Origin of the sequence: Pseudoxanthomonas mexicana (assembly GCF_046736355.1) — a bacterium.
Classification (GTDB): Bacteria; Pseudomonadota; Gammaproteobacteria; order Xanthomonadales; family Xanthomonadaceae; genus Pseudoxanthomonas_A; species Pseudoxanthomonas_A mexicana_B.
This window is the reverse complement of record NZ_CP157201.1, coordinates 3,281,087-3,299,902: the sequence shown is the minus strand read 5'-3', so window position 1 is coordinate 3,299,902 and position 18,816 is coordinate 3,281,087. Positions and strand designations below refer to the sequence as shown.

Annotated in this window: 16 protein-coding genes; 11 read left to right on the top strand and 5 right to left on the bottom strand. The window is 70.8% G+C overall.

Annotated features, from left to right (window positions below; translation table 11 throughout):
* The first annotated feature begins 80 nt into the window (after positions 1 to 80).
* Genes AAG688_RS15250 through AAG688_RS15240 form a run of 3 tightly spaced genes read left to right on the top strand, consistent with a single transcriptional unit; the run spans position 81 to position 2,693 of the window.
* The gene (locus AAG688_RS15250; RefSeq protein WP_411833037.1) at positions 81 to 449 is read left to right on the top strand and encodes a BlaI/MecI/CopY family transcriptional regulator; all 369 of its coding nucleotides are present in this window, start codon (positions 81 to 83) and stop codon (positions 447 to 449) included.
* Positions 439 to 2,154, top strand: coding sequence for a TonB family protein (locus tag AAG688_RS15245; RefSeq protein ID WP_411833036.1), 1,716 nt, complete (start codon positions 439 to 441; stop codon positions 2,152 to 2,154). Before AAG688_RS15250 ends, AAG688_RS15245 begins: the two co-directional genes overlap by 11 nt.
* Entirely contained in the window at positions 2,151 to 2,693 is a 543-nt protein-coding gene (locus AAG688_RS15240; protein WP_411833035.1) for a hypothetical protein, read from the top strand. Before AAG688_RS15245 ends, AAG688_RS15240 begins: the two co-directional genes overlap by 4 nt.
* 117 nt (positions 2,694 to 2,810) lie before the next feature.
* Here AAG688_RS15240 and modC read toward each other — a convergent pair whose 3' ends face one another.
* The 5 genes from modC to AAG688_RS15215 form a co-directional block, all read right to left on the bottom strand.
* Entirely contained in the window at positions 2,811 to 3,428 is a 618-nt protein-coding gene (gene modC / locus AAG688_RS15235; protein ID WP_411833034.1) for a molybdenum ABC transporter ATP-binding protein, read from the bottom strand.
* A 31-nt stretch (positions 3,429 to 3,459) separates the two neighbouring features.
* Positions 3,460 to 4,152, bottom strand: a complete 693-nt coding sequence (gene modB, locus AAG688_RS15230) for a molybdate ABC transporter permease subunit (protein ID WP_411833033.1) — start codon at positions 4,150 to 4,152, stop codon at positions 3,460 to 3,462.
* An 11-nt stretch (positions 4,153 to 4,163) separates the two neighbouring features.
* Positions 4,164 to 4,961, bottom strand: a complete 798-nt coding sequence (gene modA / locus AAG688_RS15225; RefSeq protein ID WP_411833032.1) for a molybdate ABC transporter substrate-binding protein — start codon at positions 4,959 to 4,961, stop codon at positions 4,164 to 4,166.
* Positions 4,962 to 5,080: 119 nt separating this feature from the next.
* Complete coding sequence (locus tag AAG688_RS15220; protein WP_411833031.1) at positions 5,081 to 5,878, bottom strand: S1/P1 nuclease; 798 nt, start codon at positions 5,876 to 5,878, stop codon at positions 5,081 to 5,083.
* Positions 5,879 to 5,969: 91 nt separating this feature from the next.
* Positions 5,970 to 6,587 carry an OmpW/AlkL family protein gene (locus AAG688_RS15215; protein WP_411833030.1) on the bottom strand — a complete coding sequence of 206 codons (618 nt, stop codon included), beginning with the start codon at positions 6,585 to 6,587 and terminating at the stop codon, positions 5,970 to 5,972.
* Between the two features lie 177 nt (positions 6,588 to 6,764).
* Between AAG688_RS15215 and gap the strand changes: the two genes are divergently transcribed.
* The 8 genes from gap (at position 6,765) to AAG688_RS15175 (ending at position 18,771) form a co-directional block, all read left to right on the top strand.
* Positions 6,765 to 7,769: a type I glyceraldehyde-3-phosphate dehydrogenase gene (gap, locus tag AAG688_RS15210; protein ID WP_411833029.1), complete on the top strand. Its 1,005-nt coding sequence runs from the start codon at positions 6,765 to 6,767 to the stop codon at positions 7,767 to 7,769.
* Positions 7,770 to 8,760: 991 nt separating this feature from the next.
* A complete protein-coding gene (locus AAG688_RS15205; protein WP_411835033.1) occupies positions 8,761 to 11,463 on the top strand; it encodes a DUF2339 domain-containing protein in 2,703 nt (900 codons plus the stop codon).
* The gene (locus AAG688_RS15200; protein WP_411833028.1) at positions 11,460 to 12,827 is read left to right on the top strand and encodes a DUF3999 family protein; all 1,368 of its coding nucleotides are present in this window, start codon (positions 11,460 to 11,462) and stop codon (positions 12,825 to 12,827) included. The genes AAG688_RS15205 and AAG688_RS15200 overlap by 4 nt, the downstream gene beginning before the upstream one ends.
* 218 nt (positions 12,828 to 13,045) lie before the next feature.
* Positions 13,046 to 13,480, top strand: coding sequence for a helix-turn-helix domain-containing protein (locus AAG688_RS15195; protein WP_411833027.1), 435 nt, complete (start codon positions 13,046 to 13,048; stop codon positions 13,478 to 13,480).
* A gap of 400 nt (positions 13,481 to 13,880) precedes the next feature.
* A complete protein-coding gene (locus AAG688_RS15190; protein WP_411833026.1) occupies positions 13,881 to 15,056 on the top strand; it encodes a phosphoglycerate kinase in 1,176 nt (391 codons plus the stop codon).
* A complete protein-coding gene (locus AAG688_RS15185; protein ID WP_411833025.1) occupies positions 15,053 to 15,697 on the top strand; it encodes an HAD hydrolase-like protein in 645 nt (214 codons plus the stop codon). Before AAG688_RS15190 ends, AAG688_RS15185 begins: the two co-directional genes overlap by 4 nt.
* 510 nt (positions 15,698 to 16,207) lie before the next feature.
* Positions 16,208 to 17,674: a pyruvate kinase gene (pyk, locus tag AAG688_RS15180; RefSeq protein ID WP_411833024.1), complete on the top strand. Its 1,467-nt coding sequence runs from the start codon at positions 16,208 to 16,210 to the stop codon at positions 17,672 to 17,674.
* Between the two features lie 92 nt (positions 17,675 to 17,766).
* Entirely contained in the window at positions 17,767 to 18,771 is a 1,005-nt protein-coding gene (locus tag AAG688_RS15175; protein ID WP_411833023.1) for a class I fructose-bisphosphate aldolase, read from the top strand.
* The last annotated feature ends 45 nt before the right edge of the window (positions 18,772 to 18,816 follow it).

Below are 18,816 nucleotides of genomic sequence, written 5' to 3'. Positions count from 1 at the left end.
GACGGCGGCGCCTACGCGGCGGGGCTTGACAAGGGAATTGATTACATGCGTAATCGGTAAAAATTTACGGATGTAATCGCATGCAGATCAGCGATGCCGAGGCGATGGTGATGGAGGTGCTGTGGCGGCGCAGCCCGCAGGGCGCCGACGAAGTGGTCGCCGCGCTGGCGGCCACCACCGACTGGGCCGAGCCCACCGTCAAGACCCTGCTCAACCGCCTGCTCAACAAGGGCGCGATCGAGGCGCGCAAGGACGGCCGCCGTTACCTGTACTCGCCCAGGCTGCCGCGCGGGGAATGGGTGCAGCAGCAGAGCCAGGGCCTGCTGGAAAAGCTGTTCGGCGGCCGCGTCGCGCCGTTGGTGGCGCATTTCAGCGAGCAGGGCAAGCTGTCGGCCGCCGACGTCGCCGAGCTCAGGCGCCTGATCGCGGAGTTGGACGATGAGCGCTGAAATCCTGGCCGCCGTACTGGAAACCGCCGCCGCGGCCTCGGCCGCGATCCTGCTGGCGCTGCTGCTCGGCCGCGCGCTGCGCACGCGCCTCGGCGCGCATGCCGCCTATGCGTCGTGGCTGTGCGTCCCGGCGGCGCTGGTCGCGGTGCTGCTGCCGGCGCGCAGCGCGCCGGTGCAATGGATCTGGGCGATGCCGCAGGCATCGCCCACGCTCGTCCAGCCCATGGCGGCGCTGCCGGCGCCGATCGCCCCGCCCTGGGCATGGCTGCTGGCCACCTGGGCGGCGGGCGCGCTGATCATGGCCGCCGTGCTGTGGCGCCAGCAGCGCCGCTTCCTGCGCGGATTGGGCGCGTTGCGCCCGCGCGCGGACGGACTGCTGGCGGCGCAGGCCACGCGCGGGCTGCCGGCGGCGATCGGCCTGCTGCGCCCGCGCGTGGTGGTGCCGGCCGATTTCGATCGCCGCTACGACGCGCAGGAGCGCGCGCTGATCCTGGGCCACGAGCGCACCCACATCGCGCGCGGCGATCTGTGGGCCAACCTGCTGGTCGCGCTGTTGCGCTGCGTGCACTGGTTCAATCCGCTGGTCCACTACGCCGCGCATCGCTACCGCTGCGACCAGGAACTGGCCTGCGACGAATCGATCATCGCCCGCCATCCCGGCCAGCGCCGACGCTACGGCGAGGCGATGCTGAAGACGCAACTGGAAGGAACGCCGCTGCCGGTCGGTTGCCACTGGCCCGCCCATCCGCTCAAGGAGAGAATCGCCATGCTCGGCAGACCTTCCCCGTCGAGAGCGCAACGGCGCCTGGCCTGGCTGATGGCCACGGCGCTGATCGCCGTCACCAGCTACGCCGCATGGAGGACGCAGCCCGCGCGCGCCGCCGTCGCGGCACAGGATTTCCACTACCGCGTCGCGATGAAAGCGGGCGTGGACGGCGACGTCGGCGAGTACGAACTGCACGAGTATCCGGGCAGGACGTTCGGCGTCGCATCGTCCGGGGAAGGGAAGCCGCGCTGGAGCGTGGAAATCCGGATCGATCCGATCGACGCCGAAAGGATCAGGATCGCCGGCGAGATCGTGGCGGACGGCATGACCGTCTCCAGACCGACGCTGGTGGCCGCGCTCGGCGGTCCGGTCGGCATCCAGGTCACGCTGCCCGACGGCGCGACGTTCGCGCTCTCGATGGATGTCGCGCGACAGGCGGGTCCGATCGCCGCCGGCCGGGCGGCGGGCACCGCGCGAGGTCCGGCCTCGGCCGATCCCGTGGCCGCCGCGGCCGACCGCGCGCGCATGCCGCCTCCGTCGTACCCGCGCGCGGCGCTGCGCGAAGGCCTTTCCGGCCGGGTCGTGCTGCTGGTCGACGTGGATGCCGACGGCGTGCCGTCCGCGGCCAGGGTCGAGCGTTCGGAGCCGGCCGGCGCGTTCGACGAGTCGGCGCTGGCGGCGGTGAAGCGGTGGCGCTTCCAGCCGGCGATGAAGGATGGCCGCCCGGTCGCGGGACGGGTGCGGGTGCCGATCGATTTCTCCTCCGAGATGAAGCCCGTCGCCGCGCCCGACGGCGTCGCCGACGCCCGGCGCTACCGCTGGTTCCAGGTCGGGGCCGACAGCGGGGTCCAGGAAACGATCTGCGACATCGTCCGCAGCGACGACAAGGATCCCGACGTATTCCAGTGCGGCGTGCTGATCGCGGCGGAAACCCGATGAGCGGAAAGACGCGCTGGCTGGCGCTGGCCTCGTGCGCCGCCGTCGCCGCCTGCGCCACCCGCGTGCACAACGTCGACCAGCGGCTGATCCTGCCGGAGGGGGCGGCGCGTTACGAGATGGCCGACAGCCAGGCCTTCGTGTTCCCCATGCCGCAGGACAATGCCGCGCCGTCGTTTCCCGAGGACTACGCGCCGCGCGATCTGCCGCCGACCACGATCTGCGTCGCCTTCGTGGTCGATGCGCAGGGCGCGGTGGACGACGCCAAGGCGCTGTCGGAGGAAGGCTGCGCGCCACCGGAGCGGTACGCGCCGTTGCGCGACGCCGCGCTGGCGGCGGTGTCGCAGTGGCGCTACCAGCCGGCGATGTTCTGCGACTACCCGGACGCGGCCACGCGCGATCGCGACTGGAACGGACGCGGCTGCGCCGGCGACGACGTGCGGGCGCGCGTGGTCGCGGTCTCGCTGGCCTATGCGTTCACCTTCGAGGTGCGCGACGGCGAACGGCGCGTGCGCACGGCAAAGGCGAAGACGGCGCAGTAGGGCGGTGCCGCGGCCTGCCGGGGCATTTCGTTTCAATCCATGAACATCCGTCGTCCCCGCCTGCGCGGAACGACGGAGGAAACATCCGAATCGAAGCGCCAACGCGCGCGTGGATTCTCAATCCAGCGCGTGCACGTCGTCGGCGATCCGCCGCACCTCGTCGGGATGGTGGCTGACGTAGATCATCGGCAGCCGCACCTCGTCGCGCACCCGTTGCAGGTACGGGATCAGCTCCTCGCGCCGCGCCTGGTCCAGCGCGGTCAGCGGCTCGTCGAACAGCAGCAGCGCCGGCTGCGACAGCAGCGCGCGGCCGATCGCCACGCGCTGCGCCTCGCCGCCGGACAGGTTGCGCGTGCGCCGCGCCAGCAGGTGGCCGATGCCGAGCAGCTCGACCACCGCGTCGAAGCCGAAGCGCGCCTGCGCTTGGCCGCCGTGGCGGCCGTAGCGCAGGTTGCCGCGCACGTCCAGGTGCGGGAACAGGCGCGCGTCCTGGAACACGTAGCCGACCCGGCGCCGGTGCGCCGGCACGTCGATGCGCCGCGCGCCGTCGAACAGGCAGCGGCCGTCGATCTCGATGCGGCCGGACCGCGGCCTCACCAGCCCGGCGATGGCGTTGAGCACGGTGGTCTTGCCCGAGCCGGAGGGACCGACCAGCGCCACCACGCGCGCTTCCGACTCCAGGCGCACGCGCCGCGCGAACGCGCCGCGGTGCAGCTCGATGTCCAGCCGCAGCATCAGCGCCGCGTCCCGTCGTGGTTCGCGCGCATCACGCCTCCCGTCCGCGCTGGTGGCGGCGCACCAGCCATTCGGACAGCAGCAGCGCGCCCAGCGAGATCGCCACCGCCACCATCGCCAGCCGCCAGATGCCGGCCTCGCCGCCGGGCACCTGCATCAGCCCGTAGATGGCCGAGGACAGCGTCTGCGTCTCGCCGGGGATGTTGGAGACGAAGGTGATGGTCGCGCCGAACTCGCCCAGCGCCTTGGCGAAGGCCAGCACCGCGCCGGCGACGATGCCGGGCCAGGCCAGCGGCAGGGTGATGGTGAAGAACACCCGCCACGGCCCGGCGCCCAGCGTCGCGGCGGCCTGTTCGAGCCGGCGGTCGGCGGCCTCCAGCGACAGCCGGATCGCGCGCACCATCAGCGGGAATCCCATCACCGCGCAGGCCAGCGCCGCGCCGGTCCAGCGGAACGCGAACACGATGCCGAAGTGTTCCTTCAGGAATGCGCCGACCGCGCCCTGCGTGCCCAGTGTCACCAGCAGCGCGTAGCCCATCACCACCGGCGGCAGCACCAGCGGCAGGTGCACCAGCGCGTCCAGCAGCGCCTTGCCGGGGAAGCGCAGGCGCGCCAGCAGCCAGCCCAGCGCGATGCCCAGCGGCAGGCTGGCCAGCGAGGCCGCCACCGCCACCTTCAGGCTCAGGCGGATCGCGACCCATTCCTCGGGACTGAACCAAGGCAAGCGCGCCGGCCTTACGGAAGCACGCCGAAACCGCGCTGGCGGAACAGCGCCTGCGCCTGTTCCGATCCCAGCCAGCGCACGAACGCCGACGCCTGCGCATGGCGATCGCCGCGCAGCGGCGCGACCGGGTAGACGATCGGCGGATGGCTGTGGTCGGGGAAGGTGGCGACCACGCGCACCGCCGGCTCGGCGCGCGCGTCGGACAGGTAGACGACGCCCAGCGGCGTTTCCCCGCGCGCGACCAGCATCAGCGCGGCGCGCACGCTCTCCGATTCGGCCAGCCTGCCGCGCACCGATTCCCACAGGCCCAGCGATTCCAGCGCCGCGCGCGCGTACTTGCCGGCCGGCACGCTCGCGGTCTGGCCCACCGCCAGCCGGCCGTCGCCGAGCGCGGCCGGCAGCGCGCGCGGCTGCGCCAGATCCACCTTGGCGCGGCTGCGCGCCGGCGCGATCAGCACCAGCCGGTTGCCGAGCAGGTTGCGGCGCTGCGCCGCGTCCACCCTGCCGCGCTGCTGCAGGTAGTCCATCCATTCCAGGTCGGCGGAGAAGAACACGTCGGCCGGCGCGCCCTGCTCGATCTGCCGCGCCAGCGCGGAACTGGCCGCGTACGACACCCGCACCGGCACGCCGGTCGCGGCCTGGTAGGCGCGCGCGGCCGCGTCCATCGACTCCTTGAGGCTGGCGGCGGCGAACACGGTCAGCGGCGCGTCCGGCGCCGGCTTCTGCTGCGCGGCCGCGAGGCCGGGGATGGCGAGCAGCGCCAGCGCGATCAGCGGCAGGCGCAGGCAGGCGGGGAGGATGCGCATCATCGTGGGACGCTCCGGTCGGGGAGGGGGATCCAGGCGCGCGGTTGCGCCCGGATGCCGCGCGATGCCGGTTTGCGGAGCCTGTGCGTCATCGCGATCTCCCGGGAAAGGAGCGGAAACGATCAGGCGCCATCCAGCGCCGTGTTGAGCAACTGCGCCAGCCGCCGCCCGGCGATGCGGATCTGGCGTTCGGCCAGCGGACGGTAATGCGCGTAATAGTCGTCCTGCAACCGCGCCTGCGGCGGATAGAAGCCCGGCGCGGTCACGATGGCGCAGGACTGGCTGGCCCAGCGTGCCGACGGCGGGACCGCGGCCGCCGGCTCGCGCGCCGGGCGCGGCTGCGCGCGCAGTTGGCGCAGCCAGGCATCCTCGTCCAGGCCGGCACTGCCCAGCAGGCCGCTGTCCCACACGCGGTGCAGGTTGCCGCCCTTGCCGCGGTAATGGGTCTGGAAATCGTTGCCGCCCTTGTCGTGCGCGTAGCCGGCATGCAGCGGCTGGTGCACGTCGCCGACGAAGTGGACGACGAACTTCAGCGCGCGCCGGCGTTCCTCCAGCGGCCGCGAGCGGTTGGCGAGGAGGGCCGCCTGCGCGCGGATCGCCTCGACCACGCAGTCGCCGCCGGGGCAGTCGCGTTCGCGCTGGTAGCGGCAGTCGTGCTCGCCGAGGTTGACGTAGTGCCAGCGCGCCGAACGCCGGCCCAGGTCCGGATCGCTGGCGCGCAGGTCGTCGGCCCAGTTGGCGACGCCGGCCAGGGTGGGGTGTTGCTCGCCAGCCAGCAGCAGCGCGATCTGCGCGCGCGCCTGCGGGGTGAGTTCGTCCTCGGCCAGCCGCGCGACCAGGCGATGGCCGAGCGGCCCCCACGCCGAAGCCGGCGCGCAGACGGAGAGGGACAGCAGCAGGCAAAGAAAAGGACGGATCATGCCGGCATTGTACCGGCACGATCCGCCCCGTTCCGGAAGCGTGGTGCGGAAGGCGCAGGCGCTGGACGCCTGCGCCATGCCGGCGCCTGGATCAGAACTTCAGCACGTAGGCCGCGCCGTAGACCAGCGGGTCGATGTTGACCGTGCCGAGCTGGGTGCCGCCGAGGCTGACGTCGCTGTCGATGTCGATCCAGCGCGCGTCGACGCGGATGGCGCCCTTCTCGCCGACCTTGAAGTCGAGGCCGGCATGCGCGGCCAGGCCCCAGGAGTTCTTCAGCGAGACGTCCGAGCCGAGCACGCCGGAGGTGTCCTCGCTGAAGAACAGCGTGTAGTTGACGCCGGCGCCGACGAACGGCGAGACCTTGCCCGCGCTGTTGAAGTGGTACTGCAGCGAGATCGTCGGCGGCAGGTGCTTGACGCTGCCGATGTGGGCGCCGCCGACCGACACGTCGTGCTTGAACGGCGCCGCGGCGATCACTTCCAGGCCGAGGTTGTCGGCGATGAAGTATTCGAGCATCAGCGTCGGCTTGATGTCGTTGTCCACGTCGGCCCGGCCGACCACCAGGTCGCCGTTGTTGGACTTCGGGGCCACCTGGTGGGCGCCGATGGCCAGGGTCAGGTCGCCCTTGGACTGGGCCATCGCCGGGGCGGCGACGGTGGCGAGCGCGGCGGACAGGCCGGCAATCAGGATGCGGGAGGTCGTGCTCATGTGGATTCTCGATGGGAGTGGAGGTACGGGTGCAGTTTTCCGATTCCTTAACGCCTCCGCCTTGATCCTGATCAATCGCGAAAACCCCGCGTTCCGGCCGCCGTCGCCCCGCCTTGCTAGAATATCGGCCCCTTCCATCCACCCGCCGCGCCGTCGCGGCCGCAGGAGCTACTGAACATGGCAATCAAGGTTGGCATCAACGGATTCGGCCGCATCGGACGCAACGTGCTGCGCTCGGCCGTGCAGAACTTCGGCGACGAGATCCGGATCGTCGCCATCAACGATCTGCTGGAGCCGGACTACCTGGCCTACATGCTCAAGTACGACTCCGTGCATGGCCGCTTCAAGGGCGAGATCCAGGTCGAAGGCAACACGCTGATCGTCAACGGCCACCGCATCCGCCTGACCCAGGAGCGCGACCCGGCCAACCTCAAGTGGGACGAGGTCGGCGCCGAGGTGGTGATCGAATCGACCGGCCTGTTCCTGGACAAGGCGACCGCGCAGAAGCACCTCGATGCCGGCGCGAAGAAGGTCATCCTGTCGGCGCCGTCGAAGGACGACACGCCGATGTTCGTGCACGGCGTCAACTGCGCCACCTACGCAGGCCAGGCGATCATCTCCAACGCCTCGTGCACGACCAACTGCCTGGCGCCGGTGGCCAAGGTGCTGCACGACAAGTGGGGCATCAAGCGCGGCCTGATGACCACCGTGCACGCCGCCACCGCCACGCAGAAGACCGTCGACGGCCCGTCCAACAAGGACTGGCGCGGCGGCCGCGGCATCCTCGAGAACATCATTCCCTCCTCCACCGGCGCGGCCAAGGCCGTGGGCGTGGTGCTGCCGGAACTGAAGGGCAAGCTGACCGGCATGTCGTTCCGCGTGCCGACCTCGGACGTGTCGGTGGTCGACCTGACCGTCGAGCTGGCCAGCCCGGCCACCTACGCCGAGATCTGCGCTGAAATGAAGGCGCAGAGCGAGGGCGCGCTGAAGGGCATCCTCGGCTACACCGACGAGAAGGTGGTGGCCACCGATTTCCGCGGCGACGCACGCACCTCGATCTTCGACGCCGAGGCCGGCATCGCGCTGGACGACACCTTCGTCAAGATCGTCGCCTGGTACGACAACGAATGGGGCTACTCGAACAAGTGCCTGGAAATGGTCAAGGTGGTCGCGGCGAAGTAATCGCCACCGCAATCCGCAGGAAGGGCGCCACGATGGCGCCCTTCTTTTTTGGTCTTCATGCCGTCGGCCTTGCCCTTCACCGCGGTCGGCAAAATGCAGCCGAGCAAGCTCGGCTCTACAGGCACCCTTTGTAGAGCGGAGCTTGCTCCGCTGCCCTTCGCGGGAATGTCCGCCGGACTCCCGGCAAGGCATCCATGCCGCCTGCCGTGCCGATGCACTGCGGGCGGCAAAATGCAGCCGAGCAAGCTCGGCTCTACAGGCACCCTTTGTAGAGCGGAGCTTGCTCCGCTGCCCTTCGCGGGAATGCCCGCCGGACTCCCGGCAAGGCGTCCATGCCGCCTGCCGCGCCGATGCACTGCGGGCCGGCAAAATGCAGCCGAGCAAGCCCGGCTCTACAGGCACCCTTTGCAGAGCGGAGCTTGCTCCGCTGCCTTTCGCGGGAATGTCAGCCGGATTCCCGGCAAGGCATCCATGCCACCTGCCGCGCCGATGCATTGCGGGCCGGCAAAACGCAGCCGAGCAAGCTCGGCTCTACAGGCACCCTTTGTAGAGCGGAGCTTGCTCCGCTGCCTTTCGTGGGAATGCCCGCCGGATTCCCGGCAAGGCATCCATGCCACCTGCCGCGCCGATGCACTGCGGGCCGGCAAAATGCAGCCGAGCAAGCCCGGCTCTACAGGCATCCTTTGTAGAGCGGAGCTTGCTCCGCTGCCTTTCGTGGGAATGCCCGCCGGATTCCCGGCAAGGCATCCATGCCACCTGCCGCGCCGATGCACTGCGGGCGGCAAAATGCAGCCGAGCAAGCTCGGCTCTACAGGCACCCTTTGTAGAGCGGAGCTTGCTCCGCTGCCTTTCGTGGGAATGTCCGGGATCCCGGCGACTCTGGCCGCGTGCCTTGCAAAAACCCGGGCGATACCGGAGGCTGCCGCTCCAGTGCCGCAGGCGTGCATCGGATGCGGACAGGCGCGGCATCAGAGGACGTGCGATGGATGACCTGGTAGGACTGCTGGTACTGGTGGGCTTGGCGATACTGGCGATGCCGGTGCTGTTGATCGTGGCGCTGTTCTCCCTCTCCGCGCTCAAGCGCCGCGTCGGCGTGCTTGAGCAGCGGCTGCAGGAACTGCAGGCCGCGCCGCAGGCGCGCCAGGCACCGAGCGAAGCACCTCGCGCACCCGCGCCCGCCCATGCCGCCGGGCCGGCAACGACCACGATCGCGGCCGCTGCCGACGCACCCGCTTCCGTCCAGTCCGATGCCGGTGCCGACGCCGCTGCCGCACGTCCGGCGGTTCCGCCGCCGATCCCGTCGGTTCCCGACCGTCCCGCGCCGCCGCCGCGCCGCCCATCCACGCAGGAAATGCCTCCGCAGTGGCGGCAGCCCGCGCCAGCCCCGCGCGATCCCGAGCCGGGCGTGTTCGACATCGCGCTGCGCGCGATCCGGCGCTGGTTCACCGTCGGCAACGTGCCGGTCAAGATCGGCGTGCTGGTGCTGTTCGCCGGCGTCGCGGCGCTGCTCAAGTACGCCAGCGACCAGGGCCTGTTCTCGTTGCCGCTGGAACTGCGGCTGGCCGCGATCGCCGCCGCCGCGCTGGCCGCGTTGGCCTTCGCCTGGCGCAAGCGCGAGAGCAACCGCGCGTTCGCGCTGAGCCTGCAGGGCGGGGCGATCGGCGTGCTGCTGCTGACCGTGTTCGCCGCGTTCAAGCTTCATACGATGCTGCCGGTGGAACTGGCGTTCGGCCTGAGCATCGTGCTGGTGGCCGGCGCCGGCATGCTGGCGGTGCTGCAGGACGCCAGGGCGCTGGCGGTGCTGGCGCTGCTGGCCGGTTTCCTCGCGCCGATCTGGCTCTCGACCGGCAGCGGCAACCACGTTGCGCTGTTCTCGTACTACGCCATCCTCAACGCGGCGATCTTCGCGGTGGCGTGGTTCAAGTCGTGGCGCGTGCTCAACCTGCTCGGCTTCGCCTTCACCTTCGGCATCGGCACGCTGTGGGGCGCGATGGACTACCAGCCGCACAAGTTCGCCAGCACCGAGCCGTTCCTGCTGCTGTTCTTCGCCTTCTACCTGCTGATCCCGCTGCTGTACCTGCGCCGGCTGCCGGAAGGACGGCGCGACTTCATCGACGGCTGCCTGGTGTTCGGCACGCCGCTGGTGGCGTTCTCGCTGCAGGCCGCGCTGCTGGAAGGCGCGCGCATGCCGCTGGCGTTCAACGCGCTGGGACTGGGCGCGCTGTACGCGGCGCTGGCGTGGTGGCTGCTGCGGCGCATGCGCACGGGCGCGGCGCTGCGGCAGTCCTACGCGCTGCTGGCGGTCGGCTTCGCCACGCTGGCGGTGCCGCTGGCGCTGTCGGCCCGCGCCACCGCCAGCGTGTTCGCGCTGGAAGGCGCGGCGCTGGTGTGGCTGGGCCTGCGCCAGCGGCGCCGGCTGCCGCAGGTCAGCGGCATCGCGCTGCAACTGCTGGCGGCGCTGGCGTTCCTGGCCGGCAGTGGCGCGGCCGCGGACGCCATCGCCAATCCGGCGTTCATGAGCGCGCTGCTGATCGCACTGGCCGGGCTGGGCAGCGCGTGGAGCTATCGCGAACGGCGCCTGGACCTGCCGGCGCTGCTGTTCTACCTGTGGGGACTGGCGTGGTGGCTGGGCAATGGCCTGCACGAGATCGGGCGCTTCGTCGCCTGGGATGCGCGCGCCGACGCCGCGCTGGCGCTGATCGCGCTGACCGGCTGGCTGGCGGCCGAGACGCATCGCCGCCGTCCGGCCGCCGCGCTGGCCGCGACCACGCTGCTGGGGCTGGCCGCCGCCGTGCCGCTGGCGCTGCTGCAGAGCGACGCGCATGGACAGCCGTTCGCCGGTCACGGCGCGTGGGCCTGGCTGGCCTATGCGGTGCTGGGCGTGCGCAGCCTGATCTGCCTGCGCGCCAGCGGGCATCGCCTGGCCGCCGCCGCGCAAGGGGTGTGGTGGCTGGTGTGGCCGTTCGTGATCTCGCTGCTGCTGCTGTGGCTGTGCGATCGCCAGGCGCTGGCCGAGGGCTGGCGCTGGCTGGCGGTGGCGTCGCCGTGGTGCGTGCTGGCCGCGGTGGGCCTGCTGCGCTGGCCGTGGCTGGCGGCGCCGCTGGGCGAGCGTTTCGACGGCTGGCGTCCGCTGCTGCTGGGCCTGTATTTCCTGGTGCTGGCGGTCGGCTGGCCGTTCTCGCTGCTGGCCGCCGGCGACAGCGCGCCGCTGCCGTGGCTGCCGCTGCTCAATCCGCTGGAGCTCGCCCAGGCGGCGACGCTGGCGCTGGCCGCGCACTGGCTGTGGTCGGGGCACGCGCCCGGCATGCTGCGCGACCTGCGGGTGGTGCTGCTGTCGGTTGCCGGCTTCCTGCTGGTCACCTCGATCACGCTGCACGCGGTCCACCACTGGGGCGGGATCGCGTGGAACGAGGGCCTGCTGCGCACCAGCCTGGCGCAGACCAGCCTGACCGTGGTCTGGAGCGCGCTCGGCGTGATGGGCTGGGTGCTCGGCTCGCGGCGCGGCCAGCGCACGCTGTGGCTGGCCGGGGCGGTGCTGATGGCGGTGGTGCTGGGCAAGCTGCTGCTGATCGATCGCGGCAACCTGGGCGACGTGCTCGGCATCGCCTCGTTCATCGCCTATGGCCTGCTGTGCACCGGCGTGGGCTACCTGGCGCCCGCGCCGCCGCGCAACCCCGGGGAAATCAACGCATGAAGACGACGAGGCTGGCCTGGCTGGCGCTGCTGCTGCCGCTGATCGCCACCGCCGCGCCGCGCGAGGACTACGCGCGGCAGTGGCCGCTGCTGCTCGGGCGCGACGACGGCGGCGCCTACCGCGTCGAGCTGGACGCGCAGGTCTACCGCACCGCGATCGGGCCGGCGCTGAAGGATCTGGACGTGATCAACGCGCAGGGGCAGCCGGTGCCGGCCGACGTGTTCGCGCCGGAGGCGCCGCTGACCCGTTCGGCGCGGCGCGTGCCGGTGGCGTGGTTCGCGCTGCCCGCGCAGGCCGGCAAGGCACGCGGCGATCTGGCCGTGTTCGCCGAGCGCGACGCGGACGGCCGCATCCTCTCGGTGCAGGCCCGCGCCGGCGATGCCCAGGCCACCGCCGAAGGCGAGGGCCGCGTGCTGCAGTTCGACCTCAGCCGCGTGCGCGAGCGCGTCGAGGCGGTGGAGATCCAGTGGAACGCCGAGCGGCCGATCCGCGCCGCCTTCCGCGTCGAGACCAGCGACGACCTGCAGGACTGGCGCACCGCGCAGACTCGGCTGGAACTGCTGGACCTGGCGCAGGGCGGGCAGCGCCTGCGCCACAACGACGTGCCGCTGGTGCAGCCGGCGCGCTACCTGCGGCTGACCCCGCTGGACGACGCGCCGGCGCTGCCGGTCACCGGCGCGCAGGCGCGGCTGCCGCCGCTGCGCGCGCAGCCGGCGCTGGCGCACGAGTCGCTGGCCGCGCGCAAGGTCGGCGCGCAGGGGCGCGACTATTACGAGTTCGATCTGCTCGGGCATTTCCCGGTGGCGGCGGTCGACATCGAAGGGCAGGGCAACGCGGCGGTGGAATGGATGGTCGAGAGCCGCGACCGCGAGGACGCAGCCTGGCAGCGCCGCGCCGGCCCGTGGTTCGCCTGGCGCGTGGCCGGCAACAGCGCGGCCAGCGTGTCGCAGCCGCAGGCGCTGGCGGACGTGCCGGTGCGCGACCGCTACTGGCGCCTGCACGCCACCCGCGGCGTCCCGGTGGAAGCGCCGACGCTGCGCCTGCTGTACCGGCCGGAGGTGGTGGTGTTCCTGGCGCAGGGCGAAGGGCCGTACACGCTGGTGGCCGGCAGCGCGAAGGCCGCGCGCGCGGCCGCGCCGATGCCGCAGCTGGTCGATGCGCTGCGGCGCTCGCAGGGCGACGACTGGCGCCCGGCGCCGGCCTACCTGGGCCAGCCGCGGACGCTGGCCGGCGACGCCGCGCTGGCCCCGCAGGCCACCCCGGTGAACTGGACCGGCTGGCTGCTGTGGGCGCTGCTGCTGGGGGGTGCGGCGCTGGTGGCGGCGATGGCGTTCAGCCTGCTGCGGCGGCCGAAGGTCGACTAGGTTCGATTTGTCCGTCGTCCCCGAAGGCGGGGATCCAGCGACTTCAGCAACTGTCTTGTGGTCGGGCCTGCCCAGGCCATGACCAAGCCCTCGAGACGCAGCTCGGTGTCGTAAGACTGTCGTACTATCGCCGCATCGCTCACGTACGCAAGCCGTATGCCTTTCCCGGCGCTTCGTGAAGAGTACCTCGCGTCCCTGAAAACCCGTCGAGGGTATCGATGAACGTTAATTCCGAATTGATCATCAAGCTCCGCAAGGAGCGATCCTGGTCACAGGAAGAATTGGCCATCGCGGCCGGGTTGAATCTGCGGACCGTTCAACGCGTCGAAAAGTGTGGATCAGCATCGCTCCAGTCAAAGAAGGCTTTGGCTGCGGCGCTGGATATCAACACCCAAGACCTCAACAGCGAGGAAATACGCATGAAACCTTGTCCGGTATGTGGCTCGAATGAGATTTATCAGTATGGGAAGTACTTTCCAAACCCGGGCGGTGCAATGGGGGAGACATTGCTCCCTGGGTTGGCCGGTGGCTTTTTTGCGGCCGAGATCTGTCCGTGCGTATGTCACGGTTGTGGCTACGTTCGAATTTTCGCCTCTGAGGAAGCCAGGAAGAAGTTGAATGCCTCAAAGCACTGGAAGCTCGTTGGCGCCTGACATCGTTCAAGCCGGATTGCTCCGCGATTCGGCTTGATCCCGGCGTTGCATGGGGACGCAGCCAGTCGGCGAACCGCCGGGCCATCAGCGCAAGGATGCGGGCGTCGATGCCGTCGCTCTTGGCCAGATCGCCGGTAGCGTTGGCAAAGCGCCGGGCCTGGCGGGGTCACCCGGGCAATCCGGGGGCCGGCGTCGCAACAGGCTTCGAGCAGAGGCTCCTCGTAGCCGCCCGTGGCTTCGGCCTTCGCGGGGATGGCGGCAGAATCAAGAATCCGAATCGAAACTGCCCTGGCGTTCAGCCTCGACGCATCGGAATCGCGGCGTGCCGGCCCGCCCCGGTTTGCCCGCCCGCGCCGTAGCCGGGACAATAGGCGTCTTTCCCCGCCAGAAGGAACGCCGCATGGCCATCGTCCGCATGACCGACCTCGATCTGTCCGGCAAGCGCGTGCTGATCCGCCAGGATCTCAACGTGCCGATCGAGAACGGTCGCATCACCTCCGAACAGCGCATCGTCGCCTCGCTGCCGACGCTGAAGCTGGCGCTGGAGAAGGGCGCGGCGGTGATGGTGACCTCGCACCTGGGCCGGCCGAAGGAAGGCGTGTGGAGCGAGGCCGATTCGCTGGCGCCGGTGGCCGCGCGCCTGTCCGAGCTGCTCGGCGTGGAAGTGCCGCTGCTGCGCGACTGGACCGAGGGCGTGGACGTGCAGCCGGGCCGGATCGCGCTGCTGGAGAACTGCCGGATGAATCCCGGCGAGGGCAAGGACGACGAGGCGCTGTCGCGCAAGTACGCGGCGCTGTGCGACGTGTTCGTGATGGACGCCTTCGGCACCGCGCACCGCGCGCAGGCTTCCACCCACGGCGTCATCCGCTTCGCCCCGGTTGCGGCCGGCGGCCCGCTGCTGATGGCCGAGCTGGACGCGCTGGCCAAGGCGCTGCACGCGCCGGCGCGGCCGCTGCTGGCGATCGTCGCCGGCAGCAAGGTCTCGACCAAGCTCGAACTGCTGTCCAGCCTGGTCGGCAAGGTCGACCAGCTGATCGTCGGCGGCGGCATCGCCAACACCTTCATCGCCGCGGCCGGCCATGCGGTCGGCAGGTCGCTGTACGAGGCCGACCTGCTCGACACCGCCAGGCAGATCGTCGCCGACGCGCGGGCGCGCGGCGCCGACATCCCGCTGCCGACCGACGTGGTGGTGGCCACCGAGTTCAAGGCCGACGCGCCGGCCACGGTGAAGCCGGTGGCCGAGGTCGCCGACGACGAGCTGATCCTCGACATCGGCCCGGACACCGCCGCGCGCTACGCCGGGCTGATCGCCGGCGCCGGCACGGTGGTGTGGAACGGCCCGGTCGGCGTGTTCGAGTTCGACGCCTTCGGCAAGGGCACCGAGGCGCTGGCGCGCGCGATCGCCGCGTCGAAGGCGTTCTCGATCGCCGGCGGCGGCGACACCCTGGCGGCGGTGGACAAGTACGGCATCGGCGGCGACGTCGGCTACATCTCCACCGGCGGCGGCGCGTTCCTCGAGTTCCTCGAAGGCAAGACGCTGCCGGCGGTGGCCGCGCTGGAGGCGCGCGGGCAGTGAGCCGCACCACGCTGTTCTTCGACCTCGACGGCACGCTGATCGACTCGGCCGTCGGCATCACCCGCTGCGTCGCCCACGCGCTGGAGCGGATGGATCACCCGGTGCCGCCGCAGGAAGAACTGCGGCGCTGGATCGGCCCGGCGCTGCGCACCAGCTTCGCCCCGCTGCTGGGCGAGGCGGCGCGGGTGGAACGGGCGGTGGAGCATTACCGCGAACGCTTCGAGAGCCACGGCTGGAGCGAGCACGAGATCTACCCGGGCATCGGCGAGGCGGTGATCGCGCTGCGCCAGGCCGGCCACCGACTGGCGGTGGTCACCGCCAAGAACGAGCCGCATGCGCGCAGGATCGTCGAGCACCTGCCGTTCGGCGACTGCTTCGACGACATCGTCGGCGCCACCGCCGACGGCGCGATCAGCCACAAGCCGGAACTGATCGCCGAGGCATTGCAGCGCCTGTCCTTGCGCGCGCCCGATTGCACGATGATCGGCGACCGCCACATGGACATCGAGGGCGCGCGCCACCACCGCATGCGCGGCGTCGGCGTGCTGTGGGGCTTCGGCGGCGAGGCCGAACTGCGCGCCGCCGGGGCCGATGCGCTGGCGCGGAATCCGCGCCATCTGCTGGATCTGCTGGCGGCTTGAATGCTGCCTCCCGGCAAGGCGGCATGCACGCAAACGTTCTCCCTTCCCCCGCTTGTGCGGCATGCCGCGCGAACCGGCCGAACGCCCGGCGCGCTGCGCTGGGCCGGACAGGTGCCCGAAGAGCCTGCTCCGTACTTGATACGGTAGCGGATGGGGGCAATCCGTTCGCAACCTGGCCCGGTGACGCGCTTCCCCTCATCCGGCGCCGTGCGCCACCTTCTCCCGCAGGCGGGAGAAGGAAACGGACGAAGCAGATGATGCGAGGGTGGTGGCAGTTCCATCGCCCGCTTCGCGCAATACGCGCAAGCAGCCATGTGCAAGCGCAGCAATCAGGCCTGCGCAAAGACCAAAAAAATACCACTCGTCAATGCGGGAAAACCGCTTGAAAACAGCGGTTTCCGCTTGTCGCGCCTGCTGTCCCGGGACAACCCCGCCAACCCCGCGCGCAAGGCCATCGCCGATGCGCGCGGCTGTGATAGCGTTTGTGCGTTTTCAGCCGCAGAAGATTCCATGAGCGCACGCCTACGCCGCACCAAGATCCTCGCCACGCTCGGACCGGCCACCGATCCCCCCGGCGTGCTCGACGATCTGTTCCGCGCCGGCGTCAACGTGGTGCGGCTGAATTTCTCGCATGGCGATCCGTCCGCGCAGGCCAGGCGCGCCGCCGCCGTGCGCGCCGCCGCGCAGCGCGCCGGCGCCGAGGTCGGCATCCTGGCCGACCTGCCCGGCCCGAAGATCCGCATCGAGCGCTTCGCCGAGGGCAAGGTGATGCTGCGCGCCGGCGAACGCTTCGACCTGGTCGCCGACGCCGGGGCGCCGCCGGGCGATGCCACGCAGGTCGGCGTCAGCTACCTGGGCCTGCCCGGCGACGTGCAGCCCGGCGACGTGCTGCTGCTCGACGACGGCCTGATGCAGCTGCGCGTCGAGCGCGTGGAAGGCGCGCGCATCGTCTGCAGCGTGCTCAACGACGGCGCGCTGTCCGATCGCAAGGGCCTGAACAAGCAGGGCGGCGGGCTGTCGCTGGGCGCGCTGACCGAGCGCGACAAGGAACTGATCGGCATCGTCGCCAAGATCGGCGTGGACTTCATCGCCGTGTCGTTCTGCCGCAACGCCGAGGACATGAACGAGGCGCGCCGGATCGCCCGCGCGCACGGCAGCGACGCGGCGCTGGTGTCCAAGATCGAGCGCACCGAGGCGATCGAGAACCTGGCCGAGATCGTCGACGCCAGCGACGTGGTGATGGTCGCGCGCGGCGATCTGGGCGTGGAGATCGGCGACGCCGAGCTGCCCGGCCTGCAGAAGAAGATCATCCGCGAGTCGCTGGCGCGCAACCGCGTGGTGATCACCGCCACGCAGATGCTGCAGTCGATGGTCGAAAGCCCCATCCCCACGCGCGCCGAGGTGCTGGACGTGGCCAACGCGGTCATCGACGGCACCGACGCGGTGATGTTGTCGGCCGAGACCGCCGCCGGCGCCTACCCGGTGCGGGCGGTCGAGGCGATGGCGCGCATCTGCCTGGGCGCCGAGAAGCAGTTCGAGATGGACACCGATTTCGAGAAGGCGCCGCGCGACCTGCTGCGCGCCGACCAGGCCATCGCGATGGCGGCGATGTTCCTGACCGAGCACATCGGCGTGCGCGCGATCGTGGCGATGACCGAGTCCGGCGGCACCGCGCGCTACCTGTCGCGCTTCCGCGCCAACGCGCCGATCTACGCGTTCTCGCGCCACGACGGAGCGCGCCGGCGCATGGCGCTGATGCGCGACGTGGTGCCGATCGCCTTCGACAGCCGCGGCCTGGCCCCGCGCGAGGCCGCGCGCGAATCGCTGCGCTGCCTGTGCGACCGCGCGCTGCTGGACGAGGGCGACCGCGTCATCTTCACCAGCGGCGACCACATGGAGACCCACGGCGCGACCAACACGCTGCGGCTGCTGCAGATCGGCGCCGACGGCAAGCCCGAGGGACTGGGCGAACTGTAGGGCCCGCTGCTTTCGCAGGCATCGTCCGGCGCCCACGCCCGGGGCGCTGGTCTATAATTGGTCTTTTCCCGCCCCCTCCACAGGAACCCCTCATGAGCATCGAACAGCTTGCAGAAACCGCCCAGGCCATGGTGGCCCGGGGCAAGGGCATCATCGCGATCGACGAGTCCACCGGCACGATCGCCAAGCGCTTCGCCGGCGTGGGCATCGAGAACACCGAGGAGAACCGCCGCGCCTACCGCGAGCTGCTGCTGACCACGCCCAGGCTCTCCGACTACATCTCCGGCGCGATCCTGTTCGACGAGACCCTGCGCCAGTCCACCCGCGACGGCGTGCCGTTCGCCAAGCACATGGCCGCCAACGGCATCATCCCGGGCATCAAGGTCGACAAGGGCACCCACCCGCTGGCCGGCTGCCCGGGCGAGGTGGTCACGGAAGGACTGGACGGCCTGCGCGATCGCCTGAAGGAGTACTACGCCCTGGGCGCGCGCTTCGCCAAGTGGCGCGCGGTCATCACCATCGGCGACGACATCCCGTCCGGCACCTGCATCGAGGCCAACGCGCACGCGCTGGCGCGCTACGCCGCGCTGTGCCAGGAGAACGGCCTGGTGCCGATGGTCGAGCCGGAGGTGCTGATGGACGGCAACCACGACATCCAGACCTGCTACGAGGTCACCGAGGCGACGCTGCGCTCGCTGTTCGGCGCGCTGTACGAGCAGAACGTGCTGCTGGAAGGCACCATCCTGAAGGCCTCGATGGTCATCGCCGGCAAGGACTGCCCGGAGCAGGCCGACGTCGACGAGGTGGCCGAGTCCACCGTGATGTGCCTGAAGAGCACCGTGCCGGCGATCCTGCCGGGCATCGTGTTCCTGTCCGGCGGCCAGACCGACGAGCAGTCCACCGCCCACCTCAACGCGATGAACCGCCTGGGCAACCTGCCGTGGCCGCTGAGCTTCTCCTACGGTCGCGCGATGCAGCAGGCCGCGCTGAAGCTGTGGTCGCAGGACCTGAAGGGCAACTTCGCCAAGGCGCAGCAGGTGGTCCATGCGCGCGCCAAGGAGAACGGCCTGGCGGCGATGGGCGAGTGGGAAGGCTGATCGGCCTGTTCACATCTTCATGCATGCGAAGACGCCGGCTGATGC

Coding starts and splice junctions, on each gene's coding strand:
- AAG688_RS15250 (WP_411833037.1), top strand. CDS start 81: ATGCAGATCAGCGATGCCGAGGCGATGGTGATGGAGGTGCTGTGGCGG.
- AAG688_RS15245 (WP_411833036.1), top strand. CDS start 439: ATGAGCGCTGAAATCCTGGCCGCCGTACTGGAAACCGCCGCCGCGGCC.
- AAG688_RS15240 (WP_411833035.1), top strand. CDS start 2,151: ATGAGCGGAAAGACGCGCTGGCTGGCGCTGGCCTCGTGCGCCGCCGTC.
- modC (WP_411833034.1), bottom strand. CDS start 3,428: ATGCTGCGGCTGGACATCGAGCTGCACCGCGGCGCGTTCGCGCGGCGC.
- modA (WP_411833032.1), bottom strand. CDS start 4,961: ATGATGCGCATCCTCCCCGCCTGCCTGCGCCTGCCGCTGATCGCGCTG.
- AAG688_RS15220 (WP_411833031.1), bottom strand. CDS start 5,878: ATGATCCGTCCTTTTCTTTGCCTGCTGCTGTCCCTCTCCGTCTGCGCG.
- AAG688_RS15215 (WP_411833030.1), bottom strand. CDS start 6,587: ATGAGCACGACCTCCCGCATCCTGATTGCCGGCCTGTCCGCCGCGCTC.
- gap (WP_411833029.1), top strand. CDS start 6,765: ATGGCAATCAAGGTTGGCATCAACGGATTCGGCCGCATCGGACGCAAC.
- AAG688_RS15200 (WP_411833028.1), top strand. CDS start 11,460: ATGAAGACGACGAGGCTGGCCTGGCTGGCGCTGCTGCTGCCGCTGATC.
- AAG688_RS15195 (WP_411833027.1), top strand. CDS start 13,046: ATGAACGTTAATTCCGAATTGATCATCAAGCTCCGCAAGGAGCGATCC.
- AAG688_RS15190 (WP_411833026.1), top strand. CDS start 13,881: ATGGCCATCGTCCGCATGACCGACCTCGATCTGTCCGGCAAGCGCGTG.
- pyk (WP_411833024.1), top strand. CDS start 16,208: ATGAGCGCACGCCTACGCCGCACCAAGATCCTCGCCACGCTCGGACCG.
- AAG688_RS15175 (WP_411833023.1), top strand. CDS start 17,767: ATGAGCATCGAACAGCTTGCAGAAACCGCCCAGGCCATGGTGGCCCGG.